Annotated in this window: 16 protein-coding genes; 6 read left to right on the top strand and 10 right to left on the bottom strand. The window is 68.1% G+C overall.

Going from position 1 to position 13,733, the window contains the following annotated elements:
* Window positions 1-4: 4 nt before the first annotated feature.
* The 5 genes from mftE to mftA form a co-directional block, all read right to left on the bottom strand.
* Complete coding sequence (mftE, locus tag BR47_RS0112640; protein ID WP_090562695.1) at window positions 5-790, bottom strand: mycofactocin biosynthesis peptidyl-dipeptidase MftE; 786 nt, start codon at window positions 788-790, stop codon at window positions 5-7.
* Between the two features lie 137 nt (window positions 791-927).
* Complete coding sequence (mftD, locus tag BR47_RS0112635) at window positions 928-2,103, bottom strand: pre-mycofactocin synthase MftD (RefSeq protein ID WP_020101389.1); 1,176 nt, start codon at window positions 2,101-2,103, stop codon at window positions 928-930.
* Between the two features lie 3 nt (window positions 2,104-2,106).
* Entirely contained in the window at window positions 2,107-3,297 is a 1,191-nt protein-coding gene (mftC, locus tag BR47_RS0112630; RefSeq protein ID WP_029119735.1) for a mycofactocin radical SAM maturase, read from the bottom strand.
* The gene (gene mftB / locus BR47_RS0112625) at window positions 3,294-3,629 is read right to left on the bottom strand and encodes a mycofactocin biosynthesis chaperone MftB (protein WP_020101387.1); all 336 of its coding nucleotides are present in this window, start codon (window positions 3,627-3,629) and stop codon (window positions 3,294-3,296) included. Before mftB ends, mftC begins: the two co-directional genes overlap by 4 nt.
* 2 nt (window positions 3,630-3,631) lie before the next feature.
* Window positions 3,632-3,727 (bottom strand): mycofactocin precursor MftA, encoded by a 96-nt coding sequence (gene mftA / locus BR47_RS32590; RefSeq protein WP_020101386.1) that lies wholly within the window; start codon window positions 3,725-3,727, stop codon window positions 3,632-3,634.
* 101 nt (window positions 3,728-3,828) lie between these two features.
* Between mftA and mftR the strand changes: the two genes are divergently transcribed.
* From mftR to BR47_RS0112605, 3 genes are all read left to right on the top strand, one after another.
* Window positions 3,829-4,461 (top strand): mycofactocin system transcriptional regulator MftR, encoded by a 633-nt coding sequence (mftR, locus tag BR47_RS0112615; RefSeq protein ID WP_051634770.1) that lies wholly within the window; start codon window positions 3,829-3,831, stop codon window positions 4,459-4,461.
* Window positions 4,462-4,537: 76 nt separating this feature from the next.
* The gene (locus tag BR47_RS0112610) at window positions 4,538-5,095 is read left to right on the top strand and encodes an RNA polymerase sigma factor (RefSeq protein ID WP_051634769.1); all 558 of its coding nucleotides are present in this window, start codon (window positions 4,538-4,540) and stop codon (window positions 5,093-5,095) included.
* A 2-nt stretch (window positions 5,096-5,097) separates the two neighbouring features.
* Complete coding sequence (locus tag BR47_RS0112605; protein WP_029119732.1) at window positions 5,098-6,369, top strand: VOC family protein; 1,272 nt, start codon at window positions 5,098-5,100, stop codon at window positions 6,367-6,369.
* Window positions 6,370-6,436: 67 nt separating this feature from the next.
* Here BR47_RS0112605 and BR47_RS0112600 read toward each other — a convergent pair whose 3' ends face one another.
* Window positions 6,437-7,609 (bottom strand): NAD(P)/FAD-dependent oxidoreductase, encoded by a 1,173-nt coding sequence (locus tag BR47_RS0112600; RefSeq protein ID WP_029119731.1) that lies wholly within the window; start codon window positions 7,607-7,609, stop codon window positions 6,437-6,439.
* Between the two features lie 76 nt (window positions 7,610-7,685).
* Window positions 7,686-8,147, bottom strand: a complete 462-nt coding sequence (locus BR47_RS0112595; RefSeq protein WP_029105198.1) for an Rv2324 family transcriptional regulator — start codon at window positions 8,145-8,147, stop codon at window positions 7,686-7,688.
* A 121-nt stretch (window positions 8,148-8,268) separates the two neighbouring features.
* On the opposite strand from BR47_RS0112595, the gene ddaH reads away from it, so the two are divergent.
* The 3 genes from ddaH (at window position 8,269) to BR47_RS0112580 (ending at window position 11,156) form a co-directional block, all read left to right on the top strand.
* Window positions 8,269-9,147, top strand: a complete 879-nt coding sequence (gene ddaH / locus BR47_RS0112590; protein ID WP_081633408.1) for a dimethylargininase — start codon at window positions 8,269-8,271, stop codon at window positions 9,145-9,147.
* Window positions 9,141-10,379, top strand: coding sequence for an ornithine--oxo-acid transaminase (gene rocD, locus BR47_RS0112585; RefSeq protein ID WP_029119730.1), 1,239 nt, complete (start codon window positions 9,141-9,143; stop codon window positions 10,377-10,379). Before ddaH ends, rocD begins: the two co-directional genes overlap by 7 nt.
* Window positions 10,380-10,589: 210 nt before the next feature.
* Window positions 10,590-11,156 carry a hypothetical protein gene (locus BR47_RS0112580; RefSeq protein WP_029119729.1) on the top strand — a complete coding sequence of 189 codons (567 nt, stop codon included), beginning with the start codon at window positions 10,590-10,592 and terminating at the stop codon, window positions 11,154-11,156.
* 1 nt (window position 11,157) lies between these two features.
* Here BR47_RS0112580 and BR47_RS0112575 read toward each other — a convergent pair whose 3' ends face one another.
* The 3 genes from BR47_RS0112575 to BR47_RS0112565 all read right to left on the bottom strand — a co-directional run bounded on the left by BR47_RS0112575 (window position 11,158) and on the right by BR47_RS0112565 (window position 13,702).
* On the bottom strand, window positions 11,158-12,009 hold the full coding sequence (locus BR47_RS0112575) for a mycofactocin-coupled SDR family oxidoreductase (RefSeq protein WP_029105197.1): 852 nt from the start codon (window positions 12,007-12,009) through the stop codon (window positions 11,158-11,160).
* Between the two features lie 96 nt (window positions 12,010-12,105).
* Window positions 12,106-12,930 (bottom strand): SHOCT domain-containing protein, encoded by an 825-nt coding sequence (locus BR47_RS0112570; protein ID WP_020101376.1) that lies wholly within the window; start codon window positions 12,928-12,930, stop codon window positions 12,106-12,108.
* Between the two features lie 52 nt (window positions 12,931-12,982).
* Entirely contained in the window at window positions 12,983-13,702 is a 720-nt protein-coding gene (locus tag BR47_RS0112565; RefSeq protein ID WP_020101375.1) for a PP2C family protein-serine/threonine phosphatase, read from the bottom strand.
* Between the last annotated feature and the right edge of the window lie 31 nt (window positions 13,703-13,733).

Here is a 13,733-nt window from a genome sequence, read left to right as displayed (position 1 = left end):
CCCGTCACGCGAGCATCCCCCCAGAGCTCGGCTGCCATGCGCTGATCCGGCGCACGGAGCCTTCGACCATTTCTGCAAAGATACGGGACCCGTCGAGGGCGGTGGCAGTCGTCGGATCGCCCAGCACCCCGACCGCGCTGACCGCCGCCACCCCGCCGCGGCGCAATGCCGGCAGCAGCTCCGGCAACGGCGCGGTGTTGCCGACGACGCTTTCCTCGACCCAGACGTCGGCCGGTGAAAGGTGCAGCAGTACAGACGTTTCGGTATGGCCCGCGTGGGCGTCCGCACCAGCGGCCGCGCACGGGCACCAGGCCACATCGCGCCCCTCGGCCCGCAGCAGCGTGGTCGCCGCCGTCAGCGCCGCCACGTTGCCGCCGTGGCCGTTGACGAACACGACCCGGCCGGCCCAGTTACAGGCCGACCGCCCGAACTCGACCAGCAAATGCTCCAGCGCGGCCAGGCCGATCGAGATGGTGCCGGGAAAGCTCTCGTGCTCACCGCTCGCCCCGTAGCTGATGGCAGACGCGACCAACCACGCCGGCTGAGCGACGCCGTCGGCCTGATCTGATTCCGCAGCCTCACACAACCGCGCGGCCACGGACCGCGACACCGCCTCGGCGATCCGGGTATCGGTATCCAGCGGCAGGTGCGGCCCATGCTGCTCGGTGGAACCAATCGGGACGATCAACGAAGGCCGCAGGGATTGCAACTGCCTCGACGTCGAGTTCCCGAGCTCGCTGGGAAAAGGCACCCGCCGATGGTAAGCCGAATTTGCCCGCTGTGCGCCAATTGTTGCCGTATACGCAACAATTCGTAGCGAATGGTCAAATCGCCGCGGTTGTCAAGACCCCGGCGACCATCACGTCAGCCACGTCAGCACCGCGCGTATCAGCGGACCCGTCGAATCCCGCCGGACCGCCCGTCGGCTCAGCCGCCCAGCCGCCGGGTGAAGCCCTCCGGCACCAGGATGTCGTCGGGCCCGAGGTCGTGAATCGAGCCCTTGCCCAGACCACGCAGCGCCGAGTCGATACCGCCGTGCATGATGTCGAGCACGTTCTCGACACCGGCCTGTCCCTCGGCCGCCAGCCCCCACAGGTAGGCCCGGCCGAGCATGACCGCACGGGCACCCAGCGCCAGCGCCTTGACCACGTCACTGCCGCGGCGGATACCGCCGTCCAGCAAAACCTCGACCTGGTCGCCGACGGCCTCGGCGATGGCGGGCAGCGCCCGGATCGACGCCGGGGTGCTGTCCAGGTTGTTACCGCCGTGGTTGGACACCGAAATGGCCGAAACACCGGCATCCACAGCACGTTTGGCGTCGTCGATGCGCATGACGCCCTTGAGCATGAACGGGCCGCCCCACAGCTCGCGCAGCCAGGCGATGTCCTCCCAGGTCGGCGCCGGCGTACCCATCCATTCGCCGTAGGCATGGAAGAACGGCGGCGCGGCCTGGCCGTTGATGGCCTGGTTCGGCACGCACAACTCCGGCGGACGCAGGGTCTTGCCCCAGGTCCACATGTAGCGCGGCTTGGTGATGACCTCAGGGCTCATCTTGATGATGGTCTTGATGTCCATCTTTTCCGGGATCTTGGGGCTGCCCCAGTCCCGGCCGTGGCTGAAGCTCCAGTCGGTGGTGACGATCAGGCCCTTCGCGCCGGCCGCGCGGGCCCGCTCCGCCCGGGCCGCGATGTCGTCGCGGCTGCCGAGCCAGTAGATCTGGAAGAACGTCTTGGGGTTGGCCGCGATGACCTCTTCCATCGGCTTGCTCGCGAACGACGAGAGCCCCATCGCGGTGCCGCGGGCCGCGGCGGCGCGCGCGACGGCGACCTCACCGTCGGGGTGGATCGCCTGCACACCGGTCGGAGAAATAATCACGGGCAGTGAAATCTCTTGACCCATAACCGTTGTGGACATCTCGCGCTTGTCCAGCGCGCCGATGACGTGCGGCGCGAAGCCGAGCTCACCGAACGCCGCGACGTTGTCGGCGACCGTCAGGCCCTTCTCGCTCGCCGAGATCAGCGAGGAGTAGGCGGACTTGGGGAGCCGCTTCTTCGCGCGCTCCTGCGCGATCGCGACGGTTTCGAACCAGGTATCACGGGCCATGATCTAAACAGGACTTTCGTTACAGAATTTCTGGGGAGCCTTGGCCGGCATGGCCAACAGCTTGAGCGGAACCGGCCCCTTGCGGCCGCCGCTGCGGGAGTGGTCGAGATGCGACTTGGGCTTGTCGCGATCGAGCGCCAGGGCGGGCTCGCCGTAGCCCTGCACGCACTCGGGGTCCGGGCCGTCCATGGGCAGGCCGGTGAAGAACTTGGCTGCCATGCAGCCGCCGCGGCAGCTGTCGTAGTGGTCGCAGCCGCTGCAGGCGCCGGCCGACTGCGGTTCCCGAAGCTCGCGGAACAGCGGGGCGTTCTGCCAGACGTCCTGGAACCCGTTGTCGCTGAGGATGTTTCCGGCCAGGAAGCGCTCATGGATGGCGAACGGGCAGGCGTACACGTCGCCGACGGGGTCGATGAGGCACACGACACGACCGGCGCCGCACAGGTTCAGGCCGGCCAGCGCGCCCGGCTCACCGAGACCCGACAGGTGGAAGAACGAGTCACCCGTGAGCACCCGCTCACCCTTGGCGACCAGCCAGTTGTAGAGCTGCACCTGCTGCTCGGCGGTGGGGTGCAGGTCATCCCACACGTCGGCACCGCGACCCGACGGACGCAGCCGCGTGATGCGCAGGGTGGCGCCGTAGTTGTCGGCCAGGGCCTTGAAATCGTCGAGCTGGTCGACGTTGTGCCGGGTGACGACGACCGAGATCTTGGCGTCCTTGAAACCGGCGTTCTTCAAGTTCTCCAGCGCCCGGATGGCCATGGCGAACGAGCCCGGACCGCGCACCGCGTCGTTGATCTCCGCGGTGGCGCCGTCGAGCGAAATCTGAACGTCCACATAGTCACTCGCGGCCAGCTTGGCCGCGACCGCCTCGTCGATACGCACCCCGTTGGTGGAGAACTTGACGCCCACATGGTGCTCGGTGGCGTAGTCGACGAGCTCCCAGAAGTCAGACCGCACGGTCGGCTCGCCGCCGCCGATGTTCACGTAGAACACCTGCATGCGCTCGAGCTCGTCGATGATGTCCTTGCACTGCTGGGTGCTCAGCTCGCGCGGGTCGCGCTTGCCCGACGACGACAGGCAGTGCACGCAGGACAGGTTGCAGGCGTAGGTCAGTTCCCAGGTGAGGCAGATGGGCGCGTCGAGGCCGTGCTCGAACTGCTCGATCAGCCGGGGCACGGGTGCCGTAGCGGTCATGAAGCGGTGGATCCTTCTGGGCTGTTCTGGTCTGCCGGGATCAGCATCTTGGACTGGACCAGCACGCCGAACGCGTGCAGATACGGCCCCTGCTGGGCATCGTCGATACCGGCGGCGCGGCAGGCGCTGCGCACGTCCGGATGGTCGCCGAGCGAGTTGACGATCTCGACGATGGTGCGATTCTTCAGGAACGAAAGTTTGCGCGTACCAAAGTGATACAGGAGGGCGCCGAACGGTTCCGGACGGACGGCGACCTGGTGGTGCAGCCGCCAGCCGCGGTCAGGATCGAAGGCCGCCTCGGGCCCGGTCCGGGCCGCGGCTGGTGCAGACACGGTCAGTAGACCCCGCACATACCGTCGATCGAGACCTCTTCGACCAGAGTCTCGGTGACCAGTTCGGTGTCGGAATTAGCCTGCTGATTCGAGTCCATGGATCGCCCCTTTCGCTACCGTGGCAGTTGTCGGGACTCGACAACTGTGATCCAAGTCGCAAGAATATGGCATCGAGTGCCGAAAAGGAAGGGCGGGTCTGATGAGGACCGAAACCGAGCGTCCCGGGCACGATGCCGGGTCTGCCCCAACGCACGGCCGCGTGGGCCGGCGCCGTTCCACCACGCGCGACCACATCACCCATGTGGCCCTCGAGCTGTTCGCGACCCGCGGCTTCGACGACGTCAGCGTCGACGACGTCGCCCACGCCGCCGGCATCTCCCGGCGCACCCTGTTCCGGTACTTCTCGTCGAAGAATGCCATCCCCTGGGCCGATTTCGACGCGAGTCTGACCAACCTGCGGGACCTGCTGAACGCCGTCCCCCACCATGTCCCGCTGGACGCCGCCCTGCGCTCGGCATTGTTGGAATTCAACAGCTTTGACGAATCCGAGACACCCCGGCACCGGCGCCGGATGCAGGTGATCCTGCAGACCGACGCGCTGCAGGCCTACTCGATGACGATGTACGCGGGCTGGCGCGGCGTCATCGCGGCATTCGTCGCGCGCCGGCTGGACACCAAGCCGACGGCACTGGTGCCGCAGACGGTGGCGTGGACGGTACTCGGGGTGGCGCTGACCGCCTACGAACAGTGGCTCGCCGACGAGACCGTCTCGCTCCCCGACGCCCTGGGCGAGGCCTTCGACATCGTCCGCGACGGCCTCCGCGCCGTGTGATTTGTGCACGGTTTTCCGCGGTCAGCGCGGAAAACCGTGCACAAATCACAAGAAGTTGCGGTTGGGGCGTCGGAAAATGAGCGCCCGGCGCGACGATAAGGGTGTGAGGGGCGAATCAGACGGTGATGCTCCGCAGACGCTGCTGGCGCTGTACGACACGGCGCTGCCCGTGGTCTACGGGTACTTCGTGCGGCGCTGCGGTGACCGGGGCACCGCGGAAGACCTGACGTCGGAGACGTTTCTGGCGGCGATGGACGCCGCCCGCCGGGATTCGCCACCGGCGATCTCGGTGCCCTGGTTGATCGGGGTGGCGCGGCACAAGCTGGCCGACCACTACCGGCGCAGGCACGACCGCTTCACCGTCCCCGTACCCGAAACACCCGAGCCCACAGAGCCTTTCGACGACTGGGACGCCGAGCTGGACCGGATAGTCGCCGAGGCCGCGCTGGCCCGGTTACCCGAACAGCACCGCATGGTGCTGACACTGCGATATCTGGATGACCGCCCCGTGCCCGAATGCGCCGAATTGATCGGACGAACCGTGCACGCCACCGAGGCCCTGCTGGTTCGAGCACGACGGGCATTCAGGAGCGAATACCAGGACACCGAATACCAGGACGGAGGTGCGTCATGACCATGCACAACAGTCACGACCCACTGACGGTCCTGGCCGGCGGTGAAAGCCCCGTGCCACCGGACCCGGCCTTCGCGGCCCGGTTGCGGGCACGCCTGGAAGCCGCCGTCACCCTCCCGAAAGGAGTTGTCATGAGTGGAACCGACACCGCCATCGCCGATCTGAACGCACCTGCCGCCGCCCCGGTCGAGGTGCCCCGGCCCGCGGCCCTGCCCTATCTCGCCGTGGCAGACGCGCGGGCCGCGCTCGCCTGGTACGTCGACGCGCTGGGTGCCGTCGTCGTCAGCGAACCGATCGTCATGGACGACGGCCGGATCGGGCACGCCGAGCTGACACTGGCCGGTGGTGTGCTGTACCTGGCCGACGAGTTCCCCGAGCTCGGCCTGAAAGCACCAGCAGCACAGTCTGTTTCGGTGAGCCTGATGGTCAATGTGCCGGACACCGACGCCGCGCTCGCGCAGGCCCGGCAACACGGCGCGCAGGTGCAGCGCGAGCCCTACGACGCCCACGGCTCGCGGACCGCGGTGGTGATCGACCCGTTCGGGCACCGCTGGATGCTCACCGGACCGGTCCCCGTCACTGTCCCGATCCGGCACGGCGACATCGGCTACATCTCGGTGCAGACGCCGGACGCCCAACGGGCCGCCGCGTTCTACGGGCACGTGCTCGGCTGGGACTACGACCCCGACACCCGCAAGGTGACGAGCAACCGCATGCACACCGGCATCTTCGAGACCACCGGCCCGCAGACGGTGTTCTGCTGCTACGCGGTGCGCGATCTCGACGCGGCGCGGCAGGCGATCCTGGCCGCCGGCGGTCAGGTCGGCACGCCCGAGCAGCACGAGTGGGGCGCGACGCTCGACGCCACCGATGCACTCGGCACCGACTTCGCGGTGTTCCAGCCGGTGCCCGGCATTGCCCGGCCGGAGCTGAACGGCGCAGGGCCAGGCGAACTTTCGTATATGACGTACTACGTGACCGACTCGGCCGCGTTCAGGGACTTCTACGGCGAGGTGCTGGGTTGGACGTTCGAACCGGGGCGCATCGAGGACGGCTGGGCAGTGCAGGGTTGCCACCCCATGTCCGGCGCGGCCGGCGGCGCCGCACAGACCGTCGCCGTCCCGATGTGGACGGTGACCGACATCGAGGCCGCGGTGGCGCGGGTCCGCGAGGCCGGAGGCACCGTCATCGACGAACCGTCCCGGCAGCCGTACGGCATGTCAGCGGAGTGCACCGACGACCAGGGCGCCCGGTTCTACCTCGGCGCCTTCTGAGGGATTTGTGCACGATTTTCCGCGCCCCGCGCGGAAAATCGTGCACAAATCGCTAGAGGACGTCTCGCTAGAGGACGTCGGCGATCGGGACGGCGGCCGCGACCTTGGCGCGGTTCTTCATCACCTTGCCCGGCATGCCACCGCCGACCACGCCGCTGACCGCGCCGTCGCGCTCGTAGAACGCCAGGAACTTGCGGCCGTCGTCCTCGACGATGTGTACGGTGTCGCCGGCCTTGGGCTCACCCAGGCACTGGATCTTGACGTCGTACTGGTCGCTCCAGAAGTAGGGCACCACGACGGCGGCGGTGGCATCCTGGCCCAGCATCGCCGGCACGATCACCCGCGCCTGCTCGGCCACGTTGCTCCAATGTTCCACGCGCACTTGGTGTCCCGCCGCGTCGCGCCAGGAGGCGACGTCACCGATGGCCCACACGTTCGGCGCACTGGTGCGGCCGGCGGTGTCGCACACGACGCCGTTGTCGACAGCGATGCCGCTGCCTTCGAGCCAGTCGGTGGACGGCCGCGACCCGATGCCGACGACGACGACGTCGGCGTCCAGTTCGGTGCCGTCGGCCAGTTGCACCTTCTCGACGTGACCGGTGCCCGTCACGCCGGTGACCCCGACGCCGCACCGCACATCGACGCCCTCGGCGCGGTGCAGCCGTGCCACCAGTTCACCGATCTCGGTGCCGAGCACCGACGCCAGCGGCGTGGGCTGCGGCTCGACGATCGTGACCTCGACACCCATCTTGCGCAGGCTCGCCGCCACCTCGCAGCCGATGAACCCGGCGCCGATCACCACGGCGCGCTTGGCCGAACCGGCGTGCTCGCGCAGCGCAAGTGACTCGTCGTAGGTGCGCAGCACCCGGATGCCGTCGAGGGCGGGCAGCGACGGGATGGTGCGGGGCACCAGACCCGTGGCGATGACCAGCTCGTCGTACGCGACGACGTCGCCGTTGGCGCGCGTCACCGTCTGGGCCTCGGTGTCCAGCTTGACCGCACCGGAACCCAGCAGCAGCGTGATGTCGTTCTCGGCGTAGAACTCGGCGGGCTTGAGCGTCGTGTCGTCGACCTCGGCGCGCAGCACGTCCTTGGACAGCGGCGGCCGGTCGTACGGCAGATGGACCTCGTCGCTGATCAGTGTGATCGGCCCGGCGTACTCCGCCTTGCGCAGCTGCTCAGCGGTACGTGCAGCGGCCAGACCGCCACCGACAATGACGATGCCTCCGTTTGTAGTCACGTCGGCTTTCTTACACGATGCGGCCGGTGCGAGGTAGGCCACCCTGCGCTTACCTGCTCAGCATTCCGGCAGGGGCTCAGGCCTGGCTCCAGCCACCGACCCGACGCTCGACGATGTTCGACAGCACGACGATGCTCTCGCTGCGTTCGATCGCCGCGCTGCCGCGGATGCGCTCCAGCACCGCCTCCAGATGCCGCATGTCCCGCGTCATGAGATGCAGGATCGCGTCGGACGTGCCGGTCACCGTGGCGGCCGAGACCACCTCGGGAATGCCCTCCCAGGCCTCCCGCAGCTGCGCCGGCGTGATGGTGCCGTGGCAGTACACCTGAACGTATGCCTCTGTCCCCCAACCGATCACGTTCCGGTCGACGACCGTCGTGAAGCCGCGGATGACGCCGGTGGCCAGCAGCCGGTCGACCCGGCGTTTGACGGCGGGCGCCGACAGGCCCACCCGTTCACCGATCTCGGCGAACGTGGCGCGCGCGTTGTCCGCCAACTCGGCCAGGATGCGCTCGTCGGTCTCGTCGACGCTTTCCACCGGCCGCACACCTCCCTCACGCAATAGATTGTTGAATCGCGAGTGATCACACAATAGATCCGTTACAAATGCGCAACAAGCATCGATTGCTTGCGTAACGAAGTGCTCCTACCATCGAATTATGACGATTACTGATGTCGTCAAGATGGCGACACCGAATTCAGGTTGGCGACCGGACCGGGTGGCCCGCCCCCGGCACTATGTGATGACCCGGCCGACGCATTTCGCCGTCGAATATGCGATCAACCCGTGGATGGACACCTCCACCCCCGTGGACACGGCGCTGGCGGTGCGACAGTGGGAGCATCTGGTCCGCACGTACCGCAGCCTCGGCCACACCGTCGAACTGGTCGACCCGATTCCGGGACTGCCCGACATGGTGTACGCCGCCAACGGCGGACTGGTGCTCGACGACGGGTTCGAGAAGGTCGCCATCATCGCGCGATTCGCCTACCCGCAGCGGGCCGGCGAATCGGTGGCCTATGCCGGATGGATGATGGACCACGGCTACTGCCCGCTGTACACCGAGCACACCAACGAGGGGCAGGGCGACCTGCTGATCATCGGGTCGAAGATCCTGGCCGGCTACGGATTCCGTACCGACCGCCAGTCGCACGACGAGGTGGCCAAGCTGTCCGGGCTGCCTCTGGTCAGCCTGCAGCTCGTCAACCCCCGCTTCTACCACCTCGACACCGCGCTGGCCGTGCTCGACGACGAGACCATCGCGTTCTATCCCCCGGCATTCGGCGCCACGTCGGTGGCGTTGCTGCGCAAGATGTTTCCGGGCGCCATCGAGGTTTCCGATGCCGACGCCCACGTGCTCGGCCTGAACGCGGTGTCCGACGGACTGAACGTCGTACATCCGGCCGCGGCCACCGGCTTCGCCGCGCAGCTCGCCGACGCCGGTTTCCGGCCGGTCGGTGTCGACCTGTCCGAGTTGCTCAAGGGCGGCGGGTCCGTGAAGTGCTGCACCCTGGAGGTGTACCCGACGTCATGCTGAAAGCCGTTGCCGGAACACCGGAAAGCACGGCTCAGCTGATCGCCCTCGACGACCGCTACGCCGCGCACAACTACGCCCCGCTGCCGGTCGTCGCGGCGTCCGCCGACGGGGTGTGGATCACCGATCCGGAAGGACGCAGCTACCTGGACTGTCTGGCGGCGTATTCGGCGGTCAATTTCGGCCACCGCAATCCCGAGATCCTGGCGACCGCACACGCCCAGCTGGACGCCGTGACGCTCGTCAGCCGTGCCTTCCACTCCGACCGCCTCGGCCCGTTCTGCGCCGCCCTGGCCCATTTGTGCGGCAAGGATCTGGTGCTGCCGATGAACAGCGGCGCCGAGGCCGTGGAGAGCGCGATCAAAGTCGCGCGCAAGTGGAGTCGGGACGTCAAAGGAGTGTCGGCGCCCAACATCGTCGTGGCACGGGGCAACTTCCACGGCCGCACGACGACGATCGTCAGCTTCTCCGACGACGACACGGCGCGGCGCGGTTTCGGCCCGTACACACCGGGTTTCCGGTCGGTGCCGTTCGGGGACGCCGACGCGCTCGCAGCCGCCGTCGATGACGACACCGCTGCGGTACTGATCGAGCCGATCCAGGGCGAGGCCGGGATCATCGTGCCGCCCGATGACTATCTGCCCCGCGTGCGCGCGCTGTGCACCGAACGCCACGTCCTGATGATCGCCGACGAAATCCAGTCCGGCCTCGCCCGTACCGGCCGCACCTTCGCGTGCGACCACTGGGGCGTGGTGCCCGACGTCTACGTACTGGGCAAGGCGCTGGGCGGCGGCGTCGTGCCGCTGTCCGCAGTGGTGGCCGACAAAGACGTGCTCGGCGTGCTGCACCCCGGTGAGCACGGTTCGACGTTCGGCGGCAATCCGCTGGCCGCAGCCATCGGCACCACGGTGGTCGGCATGCTGCAGCGTGGCGAATTCCAATCCAGGGCAACCGAACTCGGCCGGCACCTGCACGCCCGCCTGACGGCGATGATCGGACACGGCGTGACGGCCGTTCGCGGGCTGGGCCTGTGGGCGGGCGTCGACCTCGATCCGACCGTCGGCACCGGCCGGGAGGTCAGCCTGCGCCTGGCCGAGCGCGGCGTGCTGACCAAGGACACCCACGGACCGACCCTGCGGTTCGCCCCGCCGCTGGTGATCACCCGGTCCGAAATCGATTGGGCGATGGACCGATTCGCCGAGGTGCTGGCCGGACCGCCGGATGTGCGGTGGTAGACCCATAGGATGCGCTTCAATCCGCCACCCAACTGGCCGCCGTTTCCACCTGACTGGCGGCCGGGCCCGGACTGGCAGCCGAATCCCTCGTGGCCGCCGCCACCACCGGGATGGGCTCTCTGGGTTGACGACCAATACCATTACGCCCCAACAGAACCAGGCCCGCCGCAGCGGTCCGGAAAACGGAAATGGTGGATCATCGGCGGTGCGGTGCTCGCCGTCGTCGCCCTGGTGGCGGGCGGCACGGTGGTCGCCACGAAGTCCCTGCGCGACGACGCGGCGGCACCGAGCACGACGCCGACGTCGTTCAACGGCCTGACCATCGTGCCGACGCACCCACCGGTGCCGACGGACTTCACCGCCTGGACCCGCGTCGGCGGCGTCGACACCACGTTCACCAACAACGGCCGGGCAGTACGCCTCGACCCGCACGCCAACCCGACGACCGCCTGGTCGGGACTGCTCCAGCCCGGCGATCCGGCGTGCTCGCTGCGCTTCACCGGACGCGTCCGCAGTGCGGCGGGCGGCTACGCCGTCGGGCTCGCCACCGTCGACGGGCCTGCCGACACGGATTCGGGCCCGATCCCGGCACCGCCCGACAACGACTGGCACACAATCGATGTCACCATCACCAAGGCCGGCGACGTCTCGGTGGACGTCGACGGCAAATCCGCACTGCGGCGCACGACGGCACCCGGTTGCGGCCGGGCGGCGGTCCGGGTGTCAGCCGGCGCAACGGAATTCGCGGACGTACTGGTCGGGCAGGTCGCGGCGTAACTCAGTACTTCATGACGCCGCGGTCGACGGCGATCTGGGAACCGGAGATGGTCCCCGAGCCCGGGCCGGCCAGCCAGGTCACCACGTCGGTGACCTCTTCGGGCGTCATGAACTCCTGCAGCCCGGCCTTGCCGTCATGCGCGACGGGCTTGTACGGCATCGGCGCGAAGCTGTGCAGGTAGGTCGGGAACTTGGCGAAGATCGCGCCCATGGCCTCGGGCTCGATCATCGGCGTCATGATCGAGTAGGGGTGAATCGAGTTGACCCGGATGCCGAACTCGCCCACCTCGAGTGCCAGGGCGTTGGTCAGACCGACGAGACCGAACTTCGAGGCCGCGTAGTGGCCGTTGCCCGGCGTCGCCTTGAGGCCCGCCGACGAGCTGACGATGATGATCGATCCGCCGTTGCCGGCCTCGATCATCGCCGGGACGACGGCCCGGATGGTGCGCCAGGTGCCCGACAGGTTGACGTCGACGACGCTGTCCCACTGGTCTTCGTCCATCTCGAACAGCCGGCCCCAGCTCAGGACGCCCGCGTTGGCGACCAGGATGTCGAGCCGGCCGAACTGCTCGACGGCGTCGGCGACGACCTGCTTCTGGGCGGCCAGGTCGCGGATGTCGACCTCGCGGGCCAGGACCTTGCGACCTTCGGCCTCGACGAGGCGGGCGGTCTCGGCCAGATCCTCCGACGTCGGCATCGGGTAGGTGATGGTGTCCGAGACGGGACCACAGATGTCGATGGCGATGATGTCGGCACCCTCGCGCGCCAGCCGGATGGCATGCGCCCGGCCTTGCCCGCGAGCAGCCCCGGTAATGAATGCCACCTTGCCTTCGAGTGCTCCGCCTGCCGTCATTGCCAGTCCCTTCATCGCTTCTCGCCGGAATCAACCGCCACGCTAGCAGCCAAACTAGAACGCGTTCTAGTGGCTCCCGAAAGGCGGTCGCGTCGGCTACAACTCGGCGATGATCTGGGCGCGTTTGGCGGTGTACTCGGCCTCGCTGATGGTGCCCATGGCGCGCAGCGTCTCGATCTCCTGCAGCCGCTGCGCTGTCGACGGCGCCGGTGGCGCGACGGGCGGCGCCATCGCGGCCGGCGCCGGGGCCGGGGCGCGCTCGGCGGCCGTGGCCCGCCGGACCACGTCCATCACCTGTTGCCGCACAACCGGATTCGACCGCAGGTCGGCGATCCCGCTGAGCGCCACCCCGTTCGACTTGAGAATCTGCAGGATGTCCATGATCGGGCCAGAGCGTCCGGTCAGGTCGTAGGTGCGGCCGTCCTGCTCCGAGGTCAGCCGGACCGGCATCATGCCCGACACCAGTGCGCTGCGCTCCCAGTCGATGTGGAACTTGTTGGTCGCCGGGTTGACCATCACGACGAGCTTGCGGGCCGTGATCATCGGCAACCGGCTCACCGAGGCCAGCACCTTGTCCTGCGCGTCGAACGGAGCCAGCTGCGGCCCCGTGATGTGCAGATTCAGTTTCACCAGTGGCTGGTCGTTGACCCGGGTACCGGTCTCCCCGATGCCGGTGACCTCGGCGAGCCCCAGTATCCCGCTGGCCTCGAGTTCCTCGCGCTCCGCCGACCGCATCTGCCCGAAGCCGGCCAGCCCCAGCGCAACCAGTACGTCGATCGCCGTGACCAGCAGGCCCGTCCAGAACATCCACTTCATCAACTCGTCCTGGCCGGTGTAGAAGTACACCGCCAGGAAGATGGGGCCCACCAGCCCGCCGCACAGCAGGACCATGACCTGAGCTTTGAGGTAACGCACCAACATGTCAGCCACGCTCCTTGATCAGCTGAACCGATGCGAGAGACTCTAGTGCGGCTCAGTCGCCGAGGACGTCCAACAGGACGAACGAGAAATTGTCGGCGGCGCCGTTGGCCCGCGCCGTCCCGATGATGATGGCCGAACCGTCGCCCCGGTCGTTGCACGCCGTGGCCGCCTGCAGATCGTGATGCTCCATCTGCCCGTGCACACCGTCAGAGCACATCAGGTAGCTCCCGGGCTGCAGCGGCGTCGCGGTCAGGTGCGCAGCGATGGGCACGCCCTGCCCGAGCGACTGGGTGATGATGTTGGTCGGCCGGCCCGACGCGTCGAGGACGGCGTCGTCGACCGACACCTGGGTCAGCGTCTCGCCCGAAACCGAATACACCCGGCTGTCCCCGACATTGAAGACGATCACCTCGTCGGCGGTGAGGCAGACACCGGCGATGGTGGTACCCATCCCGGCCAGTTCGGTGTCACGGCCCATGTCGTACAGCCAGTCGCTGACGTACGACAGCGACGACGTGATGTCGTCGCCACCGGTCCAGCCCGGCGACATCGTCGCGATCATGCTCAGCGCCGTCCGGCTCGCCACGTCGCCGCCGACGTGCCCGCCCATCCCGTCGCACACCGCGCAGACGAACGGGGAGCCCGGCTGCATCCGCATCTCCACCAGGACACCGTTGTGCGTCTGGCTGACCCAGCCGCCGACCATCACCGCGTCTTCATTGCGCTTGCGCCGCAACCCGGTGTCGGTGAATGCCCGCACGTTCACCCGCACGACAGGCCACCCCTCATCGTGTTCCCCTCCA

The sequence above is a fragment of the Mycobacterium sp. UNC410CL29Cvi84 genome, assembly GCF_000686745.1.
In the GTDB taxonomy this organism is placed as follows: domain Bacteria; phylum Actinomycetota; class Actinomycetes; order Mycobacteriales; family Mycobacteriaceae; genus Mycobacterium; species Mycobacterium mucogenicum_B.
Note: the sequence above shows the minus strand (reverse complement) of the source record. Positions and strands in the feature narration are given on the sequence as shown.

What these genes read in the sequence shown, in the direction of transcription:
- mftD (WP_020101389.1), bottom strand. Translation starts at nt 2,103, where the DNA reads ATGGCCCGTGATACCTGGTTCGAAACCGTCGCGATCGCGCAGGAGCGC.
- mftC (WP_029119735.1), bottom strand. Translation starts at nt 3,297, where the DNA reads ATGACCGCTACGGCACCCGTGCCCCGGCTGATCGAGCAGTTCGAGCAC.
- mftA (WP_020101386.1), bottom strand. Translation starts at nt 3,727, where the DNA reads ATGGACTCGAATCAGCAGGCTAATTCCGACACCGAACTGGTCACCGAG.
- mftR (WP_051634770.1), top strand. Translation starts at nt 3,829, where the DNA reads ATGAGGACCGAAACCGAGCGTCCCGGGCACGATGCCGGGTCTGCCCCA.
- BR47_RS0112610 (WP_051634769.1), top strand. Translation starts at nt 4,538, where the DNA reads ATGAGCGCCCGGCGCGACGATAAGGGTGTGAGGGGCGAATCAGACGGT.
- BR47_RS0112605 (WP_029119732.1), top strand. Translation starts at nt 5,098, where the DNA reads ATGCACAACAGTCACGACCCACTGACGGTCCTGGCCGGCGGTGAAAGC.
- ddaH (WP_081633408.1), top strand. Translation starts at nt 8,269, where the DNA reads ATGACGATTACTGATGTCGTCAAGATGGCGACACCGAATTCAGGTTGG.
- rocD (WP_029119730.1), top strand. Translation starts at nt 9,141, where the DNA reads ATGCTGAAAGCCGTTGCCGGAACACCGGAAAGCACGGCTCAGCTGATC.
- BR47_RS0112575 (WP_029105197.1), bottom strand. Translation starts at nt 12,009, where the DNA reads ATGACGGCAGGCGGAGCACTCGAAGGCAAGGTGGCATTCATTACCGGG.
- BR47_RS0112570 (WP_020101376.1), bottom strand. Translation starts at nt 12,930, where the DNA reads ATGTTGGTGCGTTACCTCAAAGCTCAGGTCATGGTCCTGCTGTGCGGC.